Raw genomic sequence first — 21,397 nt, 5'->3', positions numbered from 1 at the left:
GGGAGGCGGGGAAAGATAGCAACCCGCCGGGCTTCCTACCGCCTCCACCGGGGGCGGTGTAACCTGCGGCCAGCCCAATGGGAGCAAGCGGCGGATGAAGACGATCCTGGTGGCCGGGTCCAAGGGCGGCGTGGGCAAGACCACGATCGCCACCCATCTGGCGGCGCACGCGGCACTGCAGGGCCGGCGGACGGTCCTGGCCGACGCCGACCCGCAGGGATCGGCCACCCGCTGGGCGCAGCGCCGCGCCGCCCTGGACAGCGCCGTGCTGCCGGTGGACGCCAGCACCCGCCGCGGCTGGGAGCGGCTGCCGGCCGACGCCGACCTGGTGGTGGTCGACGCCGCCGCCGGCGCCCTGGCCGCCGACCTGGAGCGCTTCCTGGAACGCGCCGACGCGGTGGTGGTGCCGCTGCAGCCCTCGGCGCTGGACATCGAGGCCACCGTGGCCTTCCTCAACACCCTGGCCAAGGTGCCGCGGGTCCACGCCCGGCGCCTTCCGGTGGGGCTGGTGCTCAACCGCAGCAAGCCGTGGACCAACACCAGCCAGCAGGCGGTGCAGATGCTGTCCGATTGGCCCTATCCGCTGGTGGCGCAGCTGCGCGACACCCAGGCCTACACCGTGCTGGTGGGCCTGGGCCGCAGCCTGTTCGACTACCACTCCGCGCAGGTGCGCGACCACCAGGGCGACTGGGAGCCACTGCTGCAGTGGCTGGACCAGGCCTGACCTCCCGCCTCCGCGAGGACATCCCGTGCGTGAACTGATCCTGCTGCGCCATGCCCATGCCGAACCCGGGGCCCCCGGCCAGGCCGACATCGACCGCCCGCTGTCGGCCCACGGCCTGGCCGAGGCCGAGGCCGCCGGGCGCTGGCTGCTGGCGCACGGCCTGCTGCCGGACCGCGTGCTGTGCTCGCCGGCGCGGCGCGCGCGCGAAACCCTGGAAGCGGTGCTGGCGGTCACCGGCTACGCCGAGCAGCGCCTGGAAGGATCGATCTACGAGGCCACCCCCGGCACCCTGATCGGCCTGCTGGACGAGCAGCAGGAGGTGGAGCGGCTGATGCTGGTCGGCCACAACCCGGGCCTGGAGCGGCTGGTGGCCCTGCTCGACAGCGGCCGTTCGGACGAATACCGCGGCATGCCCCCGGCCGGGCTGGCGGTGCTGTCGCTGCCGACCGCGCAGCCAGTGGAACCGGGCGTGGGCCGCCTGACCGCATTCTGGTGGCCTTGAGCGGATGCGGTACCCGCGCTGGTTGCTGGCCCTGGCGTTGTGGCCCGCGCTCGCCGCGGCGGCGGTGCAGGAGCCGGCCGCCGTCGCCGCGCCGGCGGTGACGCTGTACGAGCTGGATACCGTCCACAGCCGGCTGGAATTCGAGGTGCGCACCCGCGTCGGCCAGCGCCTGCGCGGCCAGTTCCCGCGCTACGAGGGCCTGGTCGACCTCTTGCCCGACGGCCGCCACCGGGTACGCTTGCGGATTTCCACCGCCTCCGCCGAGATCCCGGGCAAGCCGCGCTACACCGGCTGGATGCGCGGCGAGGCCTTCTTCGACACCCTGCGGTACCCTTGGATGGAATTCGTCTCCGACCCCTTCCCGCCGGACGCGCTGGCCCGCGGCGGCCGCCTGCACGGGCGCCTGACCCTGCGCGGCGCGACCCGCGGCGAGGTGCTGGAGGTGCAGCCGGCGCCCTGCGCCCGTCCCGGCCTGGACTGCGCGGTGCAGGTGGAGGGCGACATCGTGCGCAGCGACTACGGCATGGGCGACTGGCAGCTGGTGCTGTCCGAGCGGGTGCGCTTCACCATGCAGGTGCGCCTGCGCGAGGCGGGGCCGCGGTGAGGGCCTGGACCCGGCCACTGCTGGCCGCGTTGCTGGCGCTGGCGGCCAGCGCCTGCAGCACCCTGAGCCCGCAGCTGCGCGAGCAGGCCGCGGCGGTGGCGGTGGCCGGGCGCGACGCGCAGCTGGACTGCGAGCGCGCCGACCGCTGCGCCGCCCCCTCGCCGCTGCGCGAACTGGCCGGCGAGGCCTTCGCCGAGACCGCCAGCGCGCCCGACGGCCGCACCCGGCACCGCGCGCTGATCCTGGACGAGGGCGGCGAGGCGCTGCTGGCGCGGATCAACCTGATGCGCAGCGCCACCCGCCGCATCGACCTGCAGACCTACATCTTCGACAAGGACGACAGCGCGCGCCTGGTGCTGGACGAACTGCTGGCCGCGGCCCGCCGCGGGGTCAAGGTGCGGGTGCTGATCGACCAGCTCTCGGCGATCGCCGACCTCCGCATCCTGGCCGCCCTGGCCGGCGCGCACCAGAACCTGGAGCTGCGCATCTACAACCCGACCTTCGGCCGCGCCAAGCCCAACTACCTGCACTACGCGGCCAGCGTGATCTGCTGCTTCCGCCGCTTCAACCAGCGCATGCACAACAAGCTGCTGGTGATCGACGACGCGGTCGGCATCTCCGGCGGGCGCAACTACCAGGACGACTACTACGACTGGGACAGCCAGTACAACTTCCGCGACCGCGACGTGCTGGTGGCCGGGCCGGTGGTGCGCGAGATGCAGCGCAACTTCGCCGCCTACTGGAACGACCGCCGCAGCGTGCCGGTGGAGCGGCTGGACGACGTGGCCCGGCTGCTGCTGTCCTCCGGCGTGCCGGAGATGCCGCCGGCCACGCCGGCGCGCCCGGAACGGGTGGAGCGGATGCGCCAGGCGGCGGCCGACGCCGGGCTGGTGGAGGAGCGCCTGGCCCGGCGCGCGATGGCGGTGGGCCCGGTGGAGTACCTGGCCGACGTGCCGAAGAAGCACCGCGAGGGCGAGAGCCGGGTCAGCGGCGCCTCCGGGCTGGCCGGGCTGCTGGCGCAGGCACGCGAGGAAGTGCTGCTGCAGACCCCGTACCTGGTGCTGTCCGACAGCGCGGTGGAGATCTTCCGCCAGCTGCGCCAGCGCGAGCGGCCACCGCGGGTGGTGGCCTCGACCAACAGCCTGGCGGCCACCGACAACGCGATCGTCTACGCGCTCAGCTACAAGTACAAGCGCCGCAACGTGCGCGAGCTGGGCTTCGACATCTACGAGTACCGGCCGTTCCCCGAGGACCCGCCGGTGGACCCGGCGCTGGGCGCCTGGCAGCCGGGCGACGCCGAGACGCAGGATCCTTCGGTGCCGCGCAGCGAACTGCCCGGCGCGGTCTCCGGCTCCGGCGGCGGGCGCGGCCGCGCCGACGACGACCGCCGGCAGGTGCGCGACAAGCTGCGCACCGAGAGCCGGCCCTCGCTGCTGAGCACCAGCCACCCGGCCAACCGCCCGGTGCCGGTGCGCGCCCAGGGCAAGCGCCCGCGCATGGGCCTGCACGCCAAGTCGATGGTGATCGACCGCCGCATCGCGGTGATCGGCACCCACAACTTCGACCCGCGCAGCGAGACCTACAACACCGAGGGCGTGGTGGTGATCGAGGACCCGGCCTTCGCCGGCGCCCTGGCCGCCAGCATCGAGCGCGACATCGCCCCCGGGAACTCCTGGACCGTGGCCCCGCGCGCGCGGCCGCCGGTGCTGTCCGGGCTCAACTACAGCATGAACAAGGTGCTGGAGAAGTCGCCGGTACTGGACCTGTGGCCGTGGCGCTACGCCACCAACTACGTGTTCCAGCCCGGCCCGGAGTGCCCGCGGCCGCTGCCGCGGCGCGACCCGCGCTTCCACCAGTGCTACGTGGCGGTCGGCGACTTCCCCGAGGTCAGCCTCGGCCCGCGCTCGATCCTGACCCGCATGCTGACCGCCTTCGGTGCCGGCCTGGTGCCGATCCTCTGAGCCGGCGGCGATAATCGCCGCCCCTTCCGCGCAGGAGCAGCACCGATGGTGTTCCGTGGTCCGGTCGACCTGGACGAACTCAACCGCCTCAGCCGCGGCACCCTGATCGAGCACCTGGGCATCGTGTTCACCGCCGCCGGCGACGACTGGCTGCAGGCGACCATGCCGGTGGCGGGCTTCACCCGCCAGCCGTACGGCCTGCTCCACGGCGGCGCCTCGGTGGTGCTGGCCGAGACCCTGGGCAGCAGCGCCGGCAACCTGTGCCTGGACACCCGCGTGCAGCAGGCGGTGGGCCTGGAGATCAACGCCAACCACCTGCGCGCGGTGCGCGAGGGCGTGGTCACCGGCACCGCGAAGGCGGTGCACGTGGGCCGCAGCACCCAGGTCTGGGACATCCGCATCGAGGACGGACGCGGGCGCCCGGCCTGCGTCTCGCGCCTGACCCTGGCGGTGGTCGCGGTGGCCGCGCCGCAGGCCGGCGCGGCCTGATCCGGCGCCGTCGCCGCGGCAAAGCCGGCGCCCATCCCCAACCGGGCGCCGCATCCGGTATCGTGCGCGTCCTATGGACCACGCTCCCCCACGAGCCGCCCGGCGCCGTGCCCGGCCCGGATCCGGCGTTGCCCGCCTGTTCCGCTACCTCTACCGCGTCCCGCTGCTGCTGCTGCACCTGCTGCTGCCGCTGCCGCTGACCGTGCTGTGCCAGGTCACGCCGCTGGCGCGCCTGCGCTGGGGCGGCGAGACCCTGGGCGACCGCGCGGTGCGCGCCTGGTCGGGCGGGCTGATGTGGGTGTTCGGCTTCCGCCTGGTGCGGATCGGCCAGCCGCTGCCGGGGCCGGTGCTGTTCGTGGCCAACCACGTCAGCTGGGTCGACATCGAGATGCTGCACAGCCAGCGCATGATGGGCTTCGTCGCCAAGCGCGAGATCGCCGGCTGGCCGGTGGTCGGCTGGCTGGCCACCCTGGGCCAGACCATCTACCACCAGCGCGGCAACACCGACTCGCTGGCCGGGGTGATCGCGGTGATGCTCGAGCGCCTGCGCCAGGGCCGCGCGGTCGGCGTGTTCCCGGAAGGGCGCACCCGCGACGGCAGCGCGGTCGGCCCGTTCCACGCGCGCATCTTCCAGGCCGCGGTCGAGGCCGGCGTGCCGGTGCAGCCGGTGGCGCTGCGCTACGGCGAGCGCGGTGACGCGCAGACGGTGGTGGCGTTCGGTCCGCGCGAGAGCTTCGTGGCCAACTTCCTGCGCCTGCTGGGCGAACCGGCGCGGCGCGCCGAGGTGCATTTCCTCGAGCCGATCGCGCCGGGCCAGGTCGAGGGGCGCCGCCGCCTGGCCGAGTTGTCGCGCGAACGCATCGTGGCGGTGATGGAACGCTGATCCGGGCGCCGGGCACTTGCGCCGTCCGCGTCGTCCGGCGAATGATTGCCGGTGAAACTGCAAGTCCCGCTCCCCCGGATGCTGACCGCCGCCGACTTCCAGCCGCCGCGCCTGCTGCGCAATCCGCACGTGCAGTCGGTGCTGGGCTCCAGCGCCCTGCGCCGCCACCGCGGCCTGCGCGCGCTGGCCGCCAGCGGCGCCCAGACCCGCGAACTGATCCTGGACGGCGGCAACGGCGTGCGCCTGCAGGGCTGGCACAGCCGGGTGCCGGGCGTGCAACCGCGCGGCATGGCCCTGCTGCTGCATGGCTGGGAAGGCAGCGCCGAGTCCGGGTACATGCGCATGGCCGCCGCGCGCCTGCTCGGCTGCGGGCTGGAAGTGTTCCGCCTGAACTTCCGCGACCACGGCGGCACCCACCACCTCAACGAGGACCTGTTCCACTCCAACTGCTTGGACGAGGTGGTGCACGCGGCCGCCGACATGGTGGCGCGGCTGCGGGTGCGCGACCTGGTGGTGGCCGGCTACTCGCTGGGCGGCAACTTCGCCCTGCGCCTGGGCCTGCGCGCGGCGGTGGCGGGGCTGCCGCTGCGCCACATCGCCGCGGTCTGCCCGCTGGTGGACCCGGCCAGGACCATGGACCACATGGAACGCGCGCCGCAGATCTACGACTGGTACTTCCGGCGCAAGTGGCGCAGTTCGCTGCTGCGCAAGCGCGAACTGTTCCCGGACCGCTACGGCTACGACGACGCCACCCTGCGCCTGGACATGCGCGGGCTGATGGGCTGGCTGGCTCAGCGCCACGCCGGCTTCGGCTCGGTCGAGGCCTACTTCGACAGCTATTCGATCGCCGGCCGGCGCCTGGCCGCGCTGGACGTGCCGGCCGACATCCTGATGTCGCGCGACGACCCGGTGATCCCGATCGACCATTTCCAGGACTGGCAGCTGCCGGCCTGCGCGCGGCTGGAGGTGGCGTCCTGGGGCGGCCACTGCGCGTTCCTGGAGAGCCTCAACGGCGACGGTTTCGCCGAGCGCTGGGTGGCTGAACGCCTGTGCGCGGCACTGCCGGCCGGCTGAGCCCCGCGCCTTCCGGTCCGCGCCGGCGCGGCCTCGGCTACGCTGTGGCCCACCACCACAGGGACGCAGACACATGCGCATCTGGAGCGACAGTTTCCCCGCCGGCGGCCCGATCGCCGCCGAATTCGCGCTGGGCGCGATCGACGGCTTTGGCGGCAACCGCAACCCGCACCTGGCCTGGGACGGGGTGCCGGAGGGCACCCGCTCGCTGGTGCTGCTGTGCATCGACCCGGACGCGCCGACCGTGCCGGAGACCGTGGGTCGCGAGGACATGGAGATCCCGGTGGAGCAGCCGCGCACCGAGTTCGTGCACTGGGCCATGGTCGACATCGCCCCGGCGGTGGTGGCGATCGAGGCCGGCAGCTGCAGCGACCGCCCGACCCGCGGCGGCAAGCGCCAGCCGCCGGGCCCGGAAGGCGCGCGCCAGGGGCTGAACGACTACACCGGCTGGTTCGCCGGCGACGCGCACATGGGCGGCGACTACTACGGCTACGACGGCCCGTACCCGCCATTCAACGACGCCCGCGTGCACCGCTATTTCTTCCGCCTGTTCGCCCTGGACGTGCCGCGGCTGGACGTCCCCGACCGCTTCACCGCCGCCGACGCGCTGCGGGCGATGCAGGGCCATGTGCTGGCCGAGGCTGCGGTGCACGGCACCTACACCCTCAACAGCCGCCTGGGCTGAGCCTGCGCGCGGCGCCGGGGTGGAGAAGATCGACCTCAAGCGCAGCCTGGGGCCGCTGTACCGGCCGGCCCCGGGCATCGTCGAGCTGGACGTGCCCGCGTCCGGCTTCCTGATGGTCGACGGCCGCGGCGACCCGGACACCGCGCCGGCCTGGCGCGAGGCCGTGGAGGCGCTGTACGCCGTGGCCTACGCGGTGAAGTTCGCGCTGAAGCGGCGGCGGCGCTGGACTACGTGGTGATGCCGCTGGAGGCGCTGTGGTGGTCGGACGACCTGTCCAGCTTCGTCCGCGGCGACCGCGCTGCCTGGCAATGGACCGCGATGATCATGCAGCCGCCGGAGGCGGACGCGGACCTGGTCGCCGAAGCGGTGGCCGGCGTGCGCGCGAAGAAGGCGCTGCCGGCGCTGCGGCGGCTGCGCCTGGAGAGCTTCGCCGAAGGGCGTTGCGCGCAGCTGCTGCACGTCGGTCCGTACCGGGACGAGGGGCTGGCCATCGCCCGCCTGCACGCCTGGATCCGCGAGCGTTCGGCGCTGCGCGGGCGCCACCACGAGATCTACCTCGGCGATCCGCGCCGCAGCCGGCCGGAGAAGCTGAAGACCCTGCTGCGCCAGCCGATGGCATGAGCCGCCATGCCGGCCGCGGCGGCGTGTCCGGCCGCGGGCGGCTGCCGCGCGGCGCGGTTACTGCGCCGGCATCAGCACCAGCAGGGCGATGCCGAACAGGATCCGGTACACGGCGAAGCCGGTGAAGCGGTGCGCCTTGATGTAGCCCATCAGCCAGCGCACCACGCCGAAACCGGTCGCGGCGGCGGCGGCGAAGGCCAGGGCCACGCCGGCCCAGTCCTCGCCGCCGAGCCCGCCTTCCATGGCCAGTTCCAGGAAGGCGTAGGCGCTGGCCGCGAACATGGTCGGGATGCCGACCAGGAACACGAACTCGGCGGCGGAGGCGCGCCGGCTGGTGCCGGCCAGCATGGCCATGAAGATCGCCGCGGCCGAGCGCGAGGTGCCCGGGAACACGCCGGCCACGACCTGGGCCAGGCCGACCAGGACCGCGACCTTCCAGCTGATCGTGGCCACGTCGCCGCGCTTTCCCGCATAGTGCTCGGCCACCAGCATCCAGATGCCGCCCAGCACCAGCGCCCAGGCGATCGGAGTCACCGTCTCCGGCAGTTCCCAGCCGGCCAGGCGCACCGGCAGGCCGACCAGCGCGGTAACCAGGAACGCGACCGCCAGCTTGGCAACGTAGTCGCGGGTGGCCGGGTCGCCGAGGCTGGTCGCCAGCTCCCACAGCCGGCGCCGGAACACCAGGGTCACGGCGAGGATCGCGCCGGCCTGGATCACGATGTTGAAGAAGTCCGAACGCGCGCCCAGCCAGTGCTGGGCGATCAGCAGGTGCCCGGTGCTGGAGATGGGCAGGAATTCCGTCAGTCCTTCGAGGATGCCCAGCAGCAGGGCGGAGAGCAGTTCGGACACGTGGCGGCGTCGTCGGTTGGGAGGGCGGCCCCAGCATACGCGAGCAAATGCTGCACTGGCACATCCCCAAAAAGGTGCATTGCTCGCACCAAAATAATGCACCTGTTTGGTGCCTCGTTCCCCTTCCCGGACCGGAAGTTCAGTCAAATCAACGGCTTGTGACGAGTGTGATGGTTGGCACGGACCCTGCTACGGAACGGGTACCCATCAACCCGAGGTTGCACAGCGATGTCCGTGGAAAACGTTGAGAAGCTGATCAAGGACAACAAGGTCGAGTTCGTCGACCTGCGATTCGTCGACATGCGCGGCATGCAGCAGCACGTCACCTTCCCGGCCAGCATCGTCGAGGACTCGCTGTTCGAGGACGGCAAGATGTTCGACGGCTCCTCGATCGCAGGCTGGAAGGGCATCAACGAGTCGGACATGCTGCTGATGCCGGATCCGGAGACCGCGCTGCTGGATCCGTTCGCCGCCGACCCGACCCTGGTCCTGACCTGCGACGTGCTCGACCCGGCGACCATGCAGGCCTACGCGCGCTGCCCGCGCGGCGTGGCCAAGCGCGCCGAGGCCTACCTGAAGTCCTCGGGCATCGCCGACGCCGCGTTCTTCGGCCCGGAGCCGGAGTTCTTCATCTTCGACGCGGTGCGCTTCGCCAACGACATGGGCCACACCTTCTTCGAGATCGAGTCCGAGGAGGCGGCCTGGAACAGCGGCACCAAGTACGAGACCGGCAACACCGGCTACCGCCCGGGCGTGAAGGGCGGCTACTTCCCGGTCGCCCCGCACGACTCGCTGCACGACCTGCGCGCGGAGATGTGCAAGGTGCTGGAGGAGGCCGGGATCCCGGTCGAGGTCCACCACCACGAGGTGGCCACCGCCGGCCAGTGCGAGATCGGCACCCGCTTCAACACCCTGGTGCGCAAGGCCGACGAGCTGCTGACCCTGAAGTACATCGTCAAGAACGTCGCCCACCGCAACGGCAAGACCGCCACCTTCATGCCCAAGCCGATCGTCGGCGACAACGGCAGCGGCATGCACGTGCACCAGTCGCTGTCCAAGGACGGCAAGAACCTGTTCTCCGGCGACGGCTACGGCGGCCTGTCGCAGCTGGCGCTGTGGTACATCGGCGGCATCTTCAAGCACGCCCGCGCGATCAACGCCTTCGCCAACGCCGGCACCAACAGCTACAAGCGCCTGGTCCCGGGCTTCGAGGCGCCGGTGATGCTGGCCTACTCGGCGCGCAACCGCTCGGCCTCCTGCCGCATCCCGTGGGTGTCCAGCCCGAAGGCCCGCCGCATCGAGATCCGCTTCCCCGACCCGCTGCAGTCCGGCTACCTGACCTTCACCGCGCTGATGATGGCCGGCCTGGACGGCATCAAGAACCAGATCGACCCGGGTGCGCCGAGCGACAAGGACCTGTACGACCTGCCGCCGGAGGAAGAGAAGAACATCCCGAAGGTCTGCTCCAGCCTCGACCAGGCGCTGGAGGCGCTGGACGCGGACCGCGAGTTCCTCAAGGCCGGCGGCGTCATGAGCGACGACTTCATCGACGGCTACATCGCGCTGAAGATGCAGGAAGTCACCAAGTTCCGCGCGGCCACGCACCCGCTGGAATACCAGCTGTACTACGGCAACTGACCGGCTGCGGCGCGGGGGCGACCCCGCGCCGCTTCCGCATCCGTGCGCGATACCGCCGTCCGCCAGGGGGCCGGGCGGCAGTGGAAGGAGAGAGAGAAGCGAAGCAAGCAAAGGGGATTCCCGGGCCTGCATGACCTCCCCCAAGAAGTCGGATGCAGCCTGCGAATCGGTGCGCCGCCGCCGTCACGGAGCGGCCATGTCGAAAGGGAACGGCCGGGCCACCCGGCCCGGCCGCTCCCGGAGTTCCGAACGCCGGCCGCAATGGCCGGAACCTCCACCATCGGGATGCGAACATGAAACTGATCACCGCAATCATCCGGCCGTTCAAGCTTGACGAGGTGCGCGAAGCCCTCGCCCAGGCTGGCGTGTCCGGCATCACCGTGACCGAGGTCAAGGGCTTCGGTCGCCAGAAGGGGCACACCGAGCTGTACCGGGGCGCCGAGTACGTCGTCGACTTCCTGCCCAAGATCAAGATCGAGACGGTCGTGACCGACGACCGCGTCGACGCCGTGCTGGAAGCCATCCAGCAGTCGGCGGGCACCGCCAAGATCGGCGACGGCAAGATCTTCGTCACCGCCGTCGAGCAGGTCATCCGCATCCGCACCGGCGAGATCGGCGCGGACGCGCTCTAACCCACCCCGGAGAGAACCATGAAGACGCGATTCCTGGCCGGGTGGAAGACCCGGTTCTATTCCGTGTGCCTGATGATGCTGGTTTCGGCGCTGGCGACCACCGCCTTCGCCGCCCAAGCGCAGGAAACCGCCGCGCCGCCGGCCGAGGAAGCCGCCGCGGCGGTCGCCGCCGCCGCCGATGCCACGGCCGACGCCGCTGCCGCGGTCGGGGAAGCGGCCGCCGAGCCCGCCGCCGCCGAGGAGGCGCCGGCCGAGGAGGAGGCGAGCCTGGATTCGGGCGATACCGCCTGGATGCTGACCTCGACCCTGCTGGTGCTGCTGATGATCGTGCCCGGCCTGGCCCTGTTCTACGGCGGCCTGGTGCGCAGCAAGAACGTGCTGTCGGTGCTCAGCCAGGTGCTGGTGGTGGCCTCGATCGTGATCGTGCTGTGGGCCTTCTACGGCTACAGCGCGGTGTTCACCGAGGGCAACGCCTTCTTCGGCTCGTTCACCGAGAAGTCGTTCCTCAAGGGCATCGGCGTCGACACCCTCAGCGGCACCATCCCGGAGCTGCTGTTCGTGGCCTTCCAGTCCACCTTCGCCGCCATCACCACCGCGCTGATCGTCGGCGCCTTCGCCGAGCGCATCAAGTTCAAGGCGGTGCTGCTGTTCTCGGTGCTGTGGTTCACCTTCAGCTACCTGCCGATGGCGCACATCGTGTGGGGCGGCGGCTACCTGGGCGAGCTGGGCGCGATCGACTTCGCCGGCGGCACCGTGGTGCACATCAACGCCGGCGTGGCCGGCCTGGTCGGCGCCTACTTCGTCGGCAAGCGCCTGGGCTTCGGCCAGACCGCGCTGAAGCCGCACAACGTGCCGTTCACCTTCATCGGCGCCGCCCTGCTGTGGATCGGCTGGTTCGGCTTCAACGCCGGCTCGGCCGCCGCCGCCGACGGCACCGCCGCCCTGGCCTTCATCAACACCATCCTCGCCACCTCGGCGGCGGTGGTCGGCTGGACCCTGGTCGAGGCCATCAGCAAGGGCAAGCCGTCGGCGCTGGGCGCCGCCTCCGGCGCGGTCGCCGGCCTGGTCGGCATCACCCCGGCCTGCGGCACGGTCGGTCCGCTGGGCGCGATCGTGATCGGCCTGGCCGCCGGCGCGATCTGCGTGTGGGGCGTCACCGGCCTGAAGAAGCTGCTGAACGTGGACGACACCGCCGACGTGTTCGGCGTGCACGGCGTCGGCGGCATCGTCGGCGCGGTCCTGACCGGCGTGTTCACCGCGCCCTCGCTGGGCGGCACCGGCGACGCCGACTTCTCGATCGGCAGCCAGGTCTGGATCCAGGTGGTCAGCATCGGCTTCACCATCGTCTGGTGCGCCGTGGTCACCGTGCTGGCCCTGCTGGTGGCCAAGCTGGTGTTCGGCCTGCGCGTCAACGAGGAGGCCGAGCGCATCGGCCTGGACATCAGCTCGCACGGCGAGTCCGCCTACGAGGTCTGAGTGGCATCGCGCCGCGGGCACAGGCCGCGGCGCGCTTCCTGCAACAACCGCGGTGGCGCCGCCCGGCGCCCCCGCCCGATCCCCGCGCGCTGCCCGAGCGGCCGCGCCTGCAATGCGCCGAGGTGAACCGTGTTCCGCCTTCCCGTCACCCATGCGCGCCGGAGGCAGTGCTTGCCGCCGCCGCCGCGGGGCGGTGCAATGGGGCATGAGCCCGGACCTGCGCACGCTCCTTCCCGCCGTCCTCTGCCTGCTGCTGGCCGCCTGCGCGCACGCGCCGCAGCGCAGCCCGCTGGCGCAATGGACGCCTTCGCCCAACCACGACGCCCGGCGGCCCTCGCTGGTCGTGCTGCACGCCACCGAACAGGGCTCGGTGGCGGAGAGCCTGCACACGCTGCGCACCCGCAACAGCGGCGGGCCGGTAAGCGCGCACTACCTGGTCGGCGCCGACGGCAGCGTGCACCAGCTGGTCGACGACCGGCGCCGTGCCTGGCATGCCGGCGGTGGCAGCTGGGGCGCGCTCACCGAGCTGAACTCCGCGTCCATCGGCATCGAGCTGGACAATGATGGCGCCGCACCGTTCCCGCCCGCGCAGATCGAGGCCCTGCTGCGCCTGCTCGAGGACCTGGCCACGCGCCTGGGCATCCCGCGCCACGCGGTCATCGCCCACGCCGACCTGGCGCCCACGCGCAAGCGCGATCCCGGCCCGCGGTTCCCGTGGCAGCGCCTGGCCGAGGCCGGCTTTGGCCTGTGGCCGGATCCGGCCGATGGCGAACCGCCTCCCGGTTTCGATCCGTGGCTGGCGCTGCAGGCCATCGGCTGGCCGCTGCACGACCCGGCCGCGGCGGTGCGCGCCTACCGCCGCCACTACCGCGGCGACGAGGCCGACACCCTGGACGCGGAGGACCTCCGCATCCTGCATTCGCTGGTCCTGCAGGCGCGGCGCTGGCGCTGACCGCCACCCGCGGCGGCCATCGCCGCCATCGGCGCCATGCACTAGATTGGTGCAATGTCGATGAGCGCCGTAGCCGCACCCACCCTCGAACACCTGGCCACGCCCGTGGTCTGGGCCGATGCCCAGGCGCGGATCGCCGGGGTCAATGCCGCCTTCCCGCGCTGGCTGGGGATCGGCCCGCGGCGCCTGGTCGGGCAGCCGCTGGCGGCGCTGGAGCAGGAGGGCGACGCCCTGGCCCGGTTCCTGGAGCAGGACGAGCGCGAGATCCTGCGCCTGCACCGCATCGCCCTGGGCCTGCCCGGCGAGGCCCCGCGTCTGGCCGATGGCTGGGTCACCCGGGTCGAGGGCGGCTGGCTGCTGGAGGCCCATCCCTGCGACGACCTGACCCTGCCGGACGCGGCCCAGGCCCTGCCCGGGGCGTTGCAGGCCGCGCTCAAGGGCCTGGCCCACGAGTTGCGCAACCCGCTGGCCGGGCTCAAGGGCGCGGCCCAGCTGCTGTCGCGGCGTGCCGCCAGCCGCCAGGACGATGCCGGCGAGCGCGAGCTGATCGAGCTGATCGGCTCGGAGATCGAGCGCCTGAGCAGCCTGGTCGACCAGTTGCTGTCGCCGGCGCCGCAGCGGCCGCACGCGCCGTTGAACATCCATGCCGTGCTCGAGCGCGTGCTGCGCCTGGCCGAGGCCGAGGCCGAGGGCCGCCGCCCGGTGCGCATGCAGCGCGACTACGACCCCTCGATCCCGGAATTCCCCGGCGACGCCGACCGCCTCGCCCAGGCGGTGTGGAACCTGGTCAACAACGCTTTGCAGGCGGGAGCCTCGACCATCATCCTGCGCACCCGCTTCGAGCATGGCCTCAACATCCGCGACCACCTGCACGCACGCGCGCTGCGGGTGGAGATCGTGGACGACGGCCGCGGGGTGCCGGAGGAGCTGGCCGAGCACCTGTTCCTGCCGCTGGTCAGCGGCCGCGCCGAGGGCACCGGCCTGGGGCTGGCCCTGGCCCACCAGGTGGCGCGCGAGCACCGCGGCACCCTGACCTTCCGTTCCCGCCCCGGCCATACCGTTTTCACCCTGCTGCTGCCGCAGACCGAGCCTGAAGGAGAGACCGCCGCATGAATTCCGAGAGCCGCCGCGTCTGGGTGGTGGACGACGACCGCTCGGTGCGCTTCGTGCTGGCGACCGCGCTGCGCGACGCCGGCTACGAGGTGGACGGCTTCGAGAACGCCGCCAGCGCGCTGGCGGCACTGCGCGTGCGTGGCGCCCCGGACCTGCTGTTCACCGACGTGCGCATGCCCGGCGACGACGGCCTCAAGCTGCTGGACCGGCTCAAGTCCGCGCACCCGCAGCTGCCGGTGATCGTGATGAGCGCCTACACCGACGTGGCCAGCACCGCCTCGGCCTTCCGCGGCGGCGCCCACGAGTTCCTGTCCAAGCCGTTCGACCTGGACGACGCGGTGGCGCTGGCCGCACGCGCGCTGCCGGCCGAGGGCGCGCCGCCACCGCCGCCGGTGCCGGCCGCCGCCGCCGAGGAGGCCGCCAGCCAGGAGCTGATCGGCGACACCCCGGCCATGCGCGCGCTGTTCCGCGCGATCGGCCGCCTGGCCCAGGCGCCGCTGTCGGTGCTGATCACCGGCGAGACCGGCACCGGCAAGGAACTGGTCGCCAGCGCCCTGCACCGCGAGTCGCCGCGCGCCGATGGCCCGTTCGTGGCGCTCAACACCGCCGCGATCCCGGCCGAGCTGCTGGAGAGCGAACTGTTCGGGCACGAGGCCGGCGCCTTCACCGGCGCGCAGAAGCGGCACGTGGGCCGCTTCGAGCAGGCCAACGGCGGCACCCTGTTCCTGGACGAGATCGGCGACATGCCGGCCTCGCTGCAGACCCGCCTGCTGCGCGTGCTGGCCGAGGGCGAGTTCTTCCGCGTGGGCGGCCGCGAGCTGATCCGGGTGGACGTGCGGGTGATCGCCGCCACCCACCAGGACCTGGAGGCGCTGGTGCAGCAGGGCCGCTTCCGCGCCGACCTGCTGCACCGGCTCAACGTGGTGCGGCTGCAGATCCCGGCCCTGCGCGAACGCCGCGGCGACATCCCGTTGCTGGCCACCACCTTCCTGCACCGCGCCTCGCGCAAGCTCGGCGGCGGTGCCAAGCGCTTCGAGCCGGCGGCGCTGGCCGCGCTGCAGGCGATGGACTGGCCGGGCAACGTACGCGAGCTGCAGAACCTGTGCTGGCGCCTGGCCGCGCTGGCCCCGGGCGAAACCATCACCCTGGAGGACCTGCAGGTGCTGCAGGCCCCGGTGGCGGCGCCGCCGGCGGCGCCGGCCAGTGCCGCGCAGTGGGACATGCAGCTGCGGCAGTGGGTGCTGGACTGCCTGCGCGCCGGCGCCCGCGACCTGCACGCCGAGGCCCGCGAGCGCTTTGACCGCGCCCTGCTCAACGCCGCCCTGGAGCACACCGGCGGGCGCCGGGTGGAAGCGGCGGCGCTGCTGGGCGTGGGCCGCAACACCGTCACCCGCAAGCTGGGCCCAGGGCGCCGCCGCGAGCGCTGAGCGGCGTGGCCCCGCTGCGGTGCGGGCGCGCCGTCGCGGATGGGGGGCCGCGGCCCTTGATTGCCCGGCAACGCGCCAGCGGACACCATGGCGGTCCGTTCCACTGACCGGTGCACGTGCATGAAGACTCCCGCCCATCCGCGAATCGCATTGCCCGCCCTGGCGGCCCTGGCCCTGCTGGCCGGCTGCAGCCCCCCCGAGCCGGTGGCCCCGGCCCCGCCGGCGCCGGCCGAGCCGGTCGCCACCAGCACCGCGCAGGAAGCGCGCGTGGCGCTGGCCTCGGCCTCCGGCAGCCGGGTCAGCGGCACCCTGGTCCTGGTGCCGATGGACGGCGGCGTGCACGTGCGCGGCCAGGTCGGCGGGCTGCCGGCCAACGGCCAGTTCGGTTTCCACGTGCACGAAAAGGGCGATTGCAGCGCGGCCGACGCCACCAGCGCCGGCAGCCACTTCAACCCGGCCGGTGCCCCGCACGGCCGCGCCGGCAGCGGCGCCCACCATGGCGGGGACATGGACAACATCAGCAGCGACGCCGAGGGCGTGGCCACGGTCGATGCGCACCTGCTAGGGGTGACCCTGGGCGGCGGCGCGGCCAACGACATCGCCGGGCGCGCGGTGATCGTGCATGCCGACCCGGACGACTACCAGAGCCAGCCCACCGGCAACGCCGGCGCGCGCGTGGCCTGCGGGGTGATCAAGGTCGTGCGCTGAGCGGCACCAGGGCCCTCCCCTCCGGCGGACGGAGGGGGCCGGGTCCCGGGCTGCGCGCGAAAACCCGCGCTGCAAGACGGCGCGGCCGGGGCCACGGTCCGGGCCGCGCTCCGGTGTGCAGGGGCGTGGACGCATCCGCCGCACGCGGGCGGGAAGACGCCGCAACGGCTGCGGGATGCAGCCTGCGGATCAGGCCGCTTGCGAAAGCAGGGCGCGCGCGTCCTGCTGGCCGTTGGCGTGCACGTACAGCACCGGGATGCCGTGTGCCTCCAGCACCGCGGCCAGCTGCCGCTGGCGCGCCAGGAACAGCTCGTACAGCCGCTGCAGGCGCTCGCACTCGCCTTCGCCCGGGGTGCCGCCGTGGTAGTGCGCGCACCAGCCGGCCGGGTCGAACAGGGCCATGCGCGCCTCGCCGTCGGCCAGCCGCAGCAGCGGTTCGGGGCCGGCGTCCAGCCATTCCTCCGAGCCCGGCGCCAGCAGCGCCGCCTCGATCAGGTTCCACAGCGCCGACAGGCCCTGGTTGTCGTACTGCATGGCCATCATCGCCGCCAGGTCGTGGGCGCTGAGGTAGCGCGCATGCTCGATCCGGGCGCGGAAGCCGTCCTGCGCCAGCAGCGCGGTGTCGGCACCGGCCATGCCCTGCGGCAGCAGGCTTTCCTCCAGCGCGCCGGCGACCACCGCCAGGGTCTGCGGCTCGCCGGCGAGGATGAAGGGTAGCACGCGCAGGCCGCCGCCGGTCAGGGCCGGGTCGGCCTGCAGCGGCAGCGGGACGTCGCCGTCCGCATCGGTGCCGAAGGCGACCACGCGCGGGCCCTGGTTGCGGCCCGGGGCACGCATGTGCAGCTCCTCCAGCCGGCGGTGCAGCGACCAGCCCGGGCGCAGGGCCTCGGCCGGGTCGAAGTGGGCGGCGGCCAGGACCAGGTCCAGCGAGGCGACGTCCGGCACCAGCCGCGCCAGGTCGCGGCCCACGGCCACCGCCAGGGTGCCGGCCTCTTCCTGGGACAGCGCGGCGCGGCCGGGCGCCTGCCCCCCGGCCAGCTCCAGCGCGAACACGCCACGGAACACGGTGTCAGCCACGCGCAGTCCTCCGCCGGGAAGGGTGGGACTGGCGGCGCGGGCCGCCGTTCATCGCGAAATGGGTCTGCATCGTTGGCCGCCTGACGGCTGGGGGATACACTTCGGCCATTATGCATTCGGTCGCGTATGCAGACCGTAATCCCGATGGAATCCACCCGAGGTCATCCCATGCCATCCACCCGCCCCGTCGCCATCCTCGGCGGCGTCCGCATCCCGTTCTGCCGCCAGAACACCGCCTACTCCGACGTGGGCAACCTCGGCATGTCGGTGCGCACCCTGGGGGCGCTGGTCGAGCGCTTCGGCCTGCACGGGCAGCAGCTGGGCGAGGTGGCCATGGGCGCGGTCATCAAGCACTCCTCGGACTGGAACCTGGGCCGCGAGGCGGCGCTGTCGTCGGGCCTGTCGCCGCTGACCCCGGGCATCACCCTGCAGCGCGCCTGCGGCACCAGCCTGGATTCGATCATCACCATCGCCAACAAGATCGCGGTCGGGCAGATCGACTCGGGCATCGGCGGCGGCTCGGACACCACCTCCGACGTGCCGATCGTCTACGGCAAGAAGCTGCGCGCGCGCCTGCTGGCCGCCAACCGCGGCAAGACCTTCAAGGACAAGCTGGCCGCATTCAAGGGTTTCCGCCTGTCCGAACTCAAGCCCGAGTTCCCGGGCGTGGCCGAGCCGCGCACCGGCAAGAGCATGGGCGACCACTGCGAGGACATGGCCAAGCAGTGGAACATCTCGCGTGACTCGCAGGACGAGTGGGCGGTGTCCTCGCACAGGAAGCTGGCCGCCGCCTACGAGCGCGGCTTCTTCTCCGACCTGATCGCGCCGTTCCGCGGCGTGGAGCGCGACAACATCCTGCGTCCGGACACCTCGCTGGAGAAGCTGGCCACGCTCAAGCCGGCGTTCGACAAGACCTCCGGCCGCGGCACCCTGACCGCCGCCAACTCGACCCCGCTGACCGACGGCGCCGCGGCGGTGCTGCTGTCCACCGAGGAGTGGGCCCGCGCCCACGGCCACGAGCCGCTGGCCTACCTGCGCGACGCGCACGTGTCGGCGGTGGACTTCGTCCACGGCGAGGGCCTGCTGATGGCGCCGACCGTGGCGGTGGCCGAGATGCTCCGCCGCAACAACCTGACCCTGCAGGACTTCGACATCTACGAGATCCACGAGGCCTTCGCCGCGCAGGTGCTGTGCACCCTGCGCGCCTGGGAGAGCGAGGACTACTGCCGCACCCGCCTGGGCCTGGACGCGCCGCTGGGCCGGATCGACCCGGAGAAGATCAACCCGGTCGGTTCCTCGTTGGCCACCGGCCATCCGTTCGCCGCCACCGGCGCGCGCATCATCGCCACCGCGGCCAAGCAGCTGGCCGAGCGCGGCGGCGGCCGCGCCCTGGTCTCGATCTGCACCGCCGGCGGCATGGGCGTGGTGGCGATCGTCGAGCGCTGATCCCGGCGCCGGCGCAACGAAGAAAGGCGGCCCTGGGGCCGCCTTTCCTTTTCCGGGTCGCCGGGATCCGCGCCGCGGCGGATCACTCCACCAGCCGCGGCAGGCCGTTGGCGTCGCGTTCCTCCGGGGCGGCGTCGGCCGGCGGCTGGAGCAGGCGCGCCGGCAGCGGTTGCACCGGTTCGCCGCGTCCTGCCAGCAGCGCGTTGGCGTAGGCCTGCGCGGCCAGGGCGTGGTCGCCGGCCTCGGCCAGGCCGTCGCCCAGCAGTTCCCAGGCCTCGGCGCCGGCGCCCTGTTCCAGCGCCCGCTGCAGGAAGTCGCGCGCCTGCGGCCACTGCTCCTGCTGCCTTGCCAGGCGCGCCAGCGCCACCAGCAGCGCCGGGCTGCCCGGGTGCTGCTGCAGCCAGCGCTGGGCGCTGGCCCGGCGCGAATCCACGTGGCCGACCGGCAGCCGCGCGTACAGGTCCACCAGCTCCTCGTCCCAGTGCGCGTCCAGCGCCTGCTCCAGGTGGCGCATGGCCGCCTCGTGCCAGCCCAGCGCGGCGGCGCGGCGGGCATAGGCCCCGACCACCGCCGGCTCGGTGCGCAGGGTCTTGGGCATGGCTTCCCAGCGCTCGGCCAGCAGGTTGGCGTCGTCGGTCTCCTCCAGCGAGGCGGCCGCCAGGTCGAGCTCCAGGGTGGCCAGCTCGTCGGCCGGCAGCACTGCCTGCTGGCGCAGCGCGCCGAGCAGGCCGTAGGCCTCGCCGGCGCGGTGCACCGCGGCCAGGGCGCGGGCGCGCAACAGCAGGCCGCGCGGCGGCAGCGGCTGCGCCTCGGCCACGTCCAGCGCGTTGATCGCGTCCACCGGACGGCCGCGCGCCAGCATGCGCTCGCCCTGCAGCACCGCGTGCAGCACCGGGTCGCGCTGCGCCAGCTGCGCCAGCCACTGCGCGGCCGCGGCCTCGTCGCCGCGTGCATCGGCCGCGCGCACCGCGCCGGCCAGGGCCAGGGTGCCGGCCTCGGCATCGTCGGCGGCATTGCCGAGCAGGCGTTCGCCCTGGCTCCAGCGACCGCCGTAGACCGCGCGCATGCCCTCGATCAGGCGCCCGCGGCCCTGGCGCTTGCGGTAGCGGCCCCAGGCGCGGAACGGCAGCCGCAGCAGGTGCCAGGCCGCGCCCAGCACCACCAGCGCCAGCGCCGCCAGGGCGATGGCCACCGGCAGGCTGGTGCTGTAGTCGTAACCGCCGGTGCGCACGATCACCCGGCCCAGCGAGGCCGGGTCCTGCTGCGCGATCCATTGCGCGGCCAGCACGCCCAGCACCGCCGCGACCAGCAACGCCACCAGCCATCGATACGGCTTCATTGCACACTCCTCGCTTCGCGCGCGGCCCGCAGCTGCAGCAGGGTGGCTTCCAGCACCGGTTCCTGCAGTTCCAGCGGCTGGCCGCGCAAGGCCTGCAGTTGACCCTGAACCTCGCGCAGGGCGGGTGAATCCGGCCACAACCGGCGGATCGCCGCCTGCGCGCGCTGCAGCGCCGAACCGAACGCCGGCGCGTCGCCGCGCTCGAGCGCGGCGCGGGCCAGGGTCAGTTCCAGCTGCAGGGTGGTTTCGGCGGCGATGCGCTCGCTGCCGGTCAGCAGTTCGTGGCTGCCGGCCGGGCGCACCTGCACCAGCGGCGCCAGCGCGCGCTGCCACCACGGTTGCGGGCGGCCTTCGTCGGCCGCCGGGGCTTCCAGCGGCAGGTCGGCCAGGCGCGCGGCCACCGCGTCCAGGCGCGCGGCGATGGCCGCGCGCGGGCCGGGGCCGAGCCGGTCCAGCGCGGCGCGCTCCTCGGCCAGGGTCTGGCGCAGGTTGAGCAGGTCGGGGTCGTGCAGGCCCTCGAGCAGGCTGGCGGCCAGCGCGTAGGCGCGGCGCGCGCCTTCCACGTCGCCGGCGATGCGCAGGCGCTGTGCACCCATCACCAGCAGCAGCTCGGCCTCGTCCAGGCGCGCGCTGCGGCTGCCGTCGCGGCTGCTGGCGGCCAGCCGCGCGACGTTGTCCTCCAGCAGCGCGTTGCGCTGGCCCAGGCCCAGTACCTCGTCGCGCAGCACGCGGTTGGCATTGGACGCATCACGGATCAGGCGCGACTGGGTGGCCAGGTCGCTGCGCAGGTTGTCCATGCGCGCGATCAGGGTTTCCAGCTGGCGCGCCTGGTCGGCGTTGCGGTCGTGCAGGCGCGCCTGTTGCTGGCGCCAGGCATGCCAGGCGAAGGCGCCGGCCAGCACCAGTACGAGCGGGACCAGCAGCCACGCGAGCGCGCGCGTGGATGGCCGGCGGGAAGGGGGAGTCTCGTTCACGGCTGCATCCTGTTCGGCCGGGCGGGGGGTGCCGCGCTCCAGGCGGCCATCCGGCCAGCGGCAAGCATCGCTTGGCCGCCGCCGCGCCCGCAAGGACTCACCCGGCAACCAGCTGTTGCGCCAGCGCCGCCAGTGCCGCCGGGCGCGGGCTGGCGGCGGAGGCGACGCGGGCGAAGCCGCGCGCGCGCGCCAGTTCCGCCAGGCGTTCGCTGGCGGCGGCCAC

22 protein-coding genes are annotated in these 21,397 nt (G+C 73.2%); 18 read left to right on the top strand and 4 right to left on the bottom strand.

Going from position 1 to position 21,397, the window contains the following annotated elements; translation table 11 throughout:
• The first annotated feature begins 94 nt into the window (after window positions 1-94).
• The 10 genes from B351_RS0112270 to B351_RS18040 all read left to right on the top strand — a co-directional run bounded on the left by B351_RS0112270 (window position 95) and on the right by B351_RS18040 (window position 7,543).
• Complete coding sequence (locus B351_RS0112270; RefSeq protein ID WP_019399332.1) at window positions 95-724, top strand: ParA family protein; 630 nt, start codon at window positions 95-97, stop codon at window positions 722-724.
• A gap of 25 nt (window positions 725-749) precedes the next feature.
• Entirely contained in the window at window positions 750-1,226 is a 477-nt protein-coding gene (locus B351_RS0112265) for a histidine phosphatase family protein (RefSeq protein WP_019399331.1), read from the top strand.
• 4 nt (window positions 1,227-1,230) lie between these two features.
• A complete protein-coding gene (locus B351_RS0112260) occupies window positions 1,231-1,830 on the top strand; it encodes a YceI family protein (protein WP_019399330.1) in 600 nt (199 codons plus the stop codon).
• Window positions 1,827-3,791 (top strand): phospholipase D family protein, encoded by a 1,965-nt coding sequence (locus tag B351_RS0112255; RefSeq protein ID WP_019399329.1) that lies wholly within the window; start codon window positions 1,827-1,829, stop codon window positions 3,789-3,791. The genes B351_RS0112260 and B351_RS0112255 overlap by 4 nt, the downstream gene beginning before the upstream one ends.
• A gap of 45 nt (window positions 3,792-3,836) precedes the next feature.
• Window positions 3,837-4,280: a hotdog fold thioesterase gene (locus tag B351_RS0112250; protein ID WP_019399328.1), complete on the top strand. Its 444-nt coding sequence runs from the start codon at window positions 3,837-3,839 to the stop codon at window positions 4,278-4,280.
• Window positions 4,281-4,353: 73 nt separating this feature from the next.
• Window positions 4,354-5,163, top strand: coding sequence for a 1-acyl-sn-glycerol-3-phosphate acyltransferase (locus B351_RS0112245; protein ID WP_019399327.1), 810 nt, complete (start codon window positions 4,354-4,356; stop codon window positions 5,161-5,163).
• A gap of 78 nt (window positions 5,164-5,241) precedes the next feature.
• Window positions 5,242-6,237 carry an alpha/beta fold hydrolase gene (locus B351_RS0112240; RefSeq protein WP_019399326.1) on the top strand — a complete coding sequence of 332 codons (996 nt, stop codon included), beginning with the start codon at window positions 5,242-5,244 and terminating at the stop codon, window positions 6,235-6,237.
• Window positions 6,238-6,310: 73 nt separating this feature from the next.
• Window positions 6,311-6,922 (top strand): YbhB/YbcL family Raf kinase inhibitor-like protein, encoded by a 612-nt coding sequence (locus tag B351_RS0112235; protein WP_019399325.1) that lies wholly within the window; start codon window positions 6,311-6,313, stop codon window positions 6,920-6,922.
• Window positions 6,923-6,941: 19 nt separating this feature from the next.
• Window positions 6,942-7,160, top strand: coding sequence for a hypothetical protein (locus B351_RS18045; RefSeq protein WP_232207932.1), 219 nt, complete (start codon window positions 6,942-6,944; stop codon window positions 7,158-7,160).
• Window positions 7,160-7,543 carry a GyrI-like domain-containing protein gene (locus tag B351_RS18040; protein WP_019399324.1) on the top strand — a complete coding sequence of 128 codons (384 nt, stop codon included), beginning with the start codon at window positions 7,160-7,162 and terminating at the stop codon, window positions 7,541-7,543. The genes B351_RS18045 and B351_RS18040 overlap by 1 nt, the downstream gene beginning before the upstream one ends.
• Window positions 7,544-7,600: 57 nt before the next feature.
• Here the strand turns inward: B351_RS18040 and B351_RS0112225 are convergent, their stop codons facing one another.
• Window positions 7,601-8,392, bottom strand: coding sequence for an undecaprenyl-diphosphate phosphatase (locus B351_RS0112225; protein WP_019399323.1), 792 nt, complete (start codon window positions 8,390-8,392; stop codon window positions 7,601-7,603).
• Between the two features lie 228 nt (window positions 8,393-8,620).
• Between B351_RS0112225 and glnA the strand changes: the two genes are divergently transcribed.
• The 7 genes from glnA (at window position 8,621) to B351_RS0112190 (ending at window position 16,338) form a co-directional block, all read left to right on the top strand.
• On the top strand, window positions 8,621-10,030 hold the full coding sequence (gene glnA, locus B351_RS0112220; RefSeq protein ID WP_019399322.1) for a type I glutamate--ammonia ligase: 1,410 nt from the start codon (window positions 8,621-8,623) through the stop codon (window positions 10,028-10,030).
• A gap of 293 nt (window positions 10,031-10,323) precedes the next feature.
• Window positions 10,324-10,662 (top strand): P-II family nitrogen regulator, encoded by a 339-nt coding sequence (locus B351_RS0112215; RefSeq protein ID WP_019399321.1) that lies wholly within the window; start codon window positions 10,324-10,326, stop codon window positions 10,660-10,662.
• Between the two features lie 18 nt (window positions 10,663-10,680).
• Window positions 10,681-12,138: an ammonium transporter gene (locus B351_RS0112210; RefSeq protein ID WP_026010669.1), complete on the top strand. Its 1,458-nt coding sequence runs from the start codon at window positions 10,681-10,683 to the stop codon at window positions 12,136-12,138.
• A gap of 205 nt (window positions 12,139-12,343) precedes the next feature.
• Complete coding sequence (locus B351_RS0112205; RefSeq protein ID WP_019399319.1) at window positions 12,344-13,090, top strand: N-acetylmuramoyl-L-alanine amidase; 747 nt, start codon at window positions 12,344-12,346, stop codon at window positions 13,088-13,090.
• A 60-nt stretch (window positions 13,091-13,150) separates the two neighbouring features.
• Window positions 13,151-14,203, top strand: a complete 1,053-nt coding sequence (locus B351_RS0112200; RefSeq protein WP_019399318.1) for a nitrogen regulation protein NR(II) — start codon at window positions 13,151-13,153, stop codon at window positions 14,201-14,203.
• The gene (ntrC, locus tag B351_RS0112195) at window positions 14,200-15,630 is read left to right on the top strand and encodes a nitrogen regulation protein NR(I) (protein ID WP_019399317.1); all 1,431 of its coding nucleotides are present in this window, start codon (window positions 14,200-14,202) and stop codon (window positions 15,628-15,630) included. Before B351_RS0112200 ends, ntrC begins: the two co-directional genes overlap by 4 nt.
• A 120-nt stretch (window positions 15,631-15,750) precedes the next feature.
• Window positions 15,751-16,338 (top strand): superoxide dismutase family protein, encoded by a 588-nt coding sequence (locus B351_RS0112190; protein WP_026010668.1) that lies wholly within the window; start codon window positions 15,751-15,753, stop codon window positions 16,336-16,338.
• A 189-nt stretch (window positions 16,339-16,527) separates the two neighbouring features.
• Here the strand turns inward: B351_RS0112190 and B351_RS0112185 are convergent, their stop codons facing one another.
• Window positions 16,528-17,415, bottom strand: a complete 888-nt coding sequence (locus B351_RS0112185) for a hypothetical protein (protein WP_019399315.1) — start codon at window positions 17,413-17,415, stop codon at window positions 16,528-16,530.
• A gap of 168 nt (window positions 17,416-17,583) precedes the next feature.
• Here B351_RS0112185 and B351_RS0112180 point away from each other — a divergent pair, with 168 nt between their 5' ends.
• The gene (locus tag B351_RS0112180; protein ID WP_019399314.1) at window positions 17,584-18,861 is read left to right on the top strand and encodes an acetyl-CoA C-acetyltransferase; all 1,278 of its coding nucleotides are present in this window, start codon (window positions 17,584-17,586) and stop codon (window positions 18,859-18,861) included.
• Window positions 18,862-18,943: 82 nt separating this feature from the next.
• Here B351_RS0112180 and B351_RS0112175 read toward each other — a convergent pair whose 3' ends face one another.
• Window positions 18,944-20,200: a heme biosynthesis protein HemY gene (locus tag B351_RS0112175; protein ID WP_026010667.1), complete on the bottom strand. Its 1,257-nt coding sequence runs from the start codon at window positions 20,198-20,200 to the stop codon at window positions 18,944-18,946.
• The gene (locus B351_RS0112170) at window positions 20,197-21,174 is read right to left on the bottom strand and encodes a uroporphyrinogen-III C-methyltransferase (protein ID WP_019399312.1); all 978 of its coding nucleotides are present in this window, start codon (window positions 21,172-21,174) and stop codon (window positions 20,197-20,199) included. The genes B351_RS0112175 and B351_RS0112170 overlap by 4 nt, the downstream gene beginning before the upstream one ends.
• Window positions 21,175-21,397: the final 223 nt, after the last annotated feature.

The organism is Pseudoxanthomonas sp. GW2 (assembly GCF_000283075.1).
In the GTDB taxonomy this organism is placed as follows: Bacteria; Pseudomonadota; Gammaproteobacteria; order Xanthomonadales; family Xanthomonadaceae; genus Pseudoxanthomonas.
Note: the sequence above shows the minus strand (reverse complement) of the source record. Positions and strands in the feature narration are given on the sequence as shown.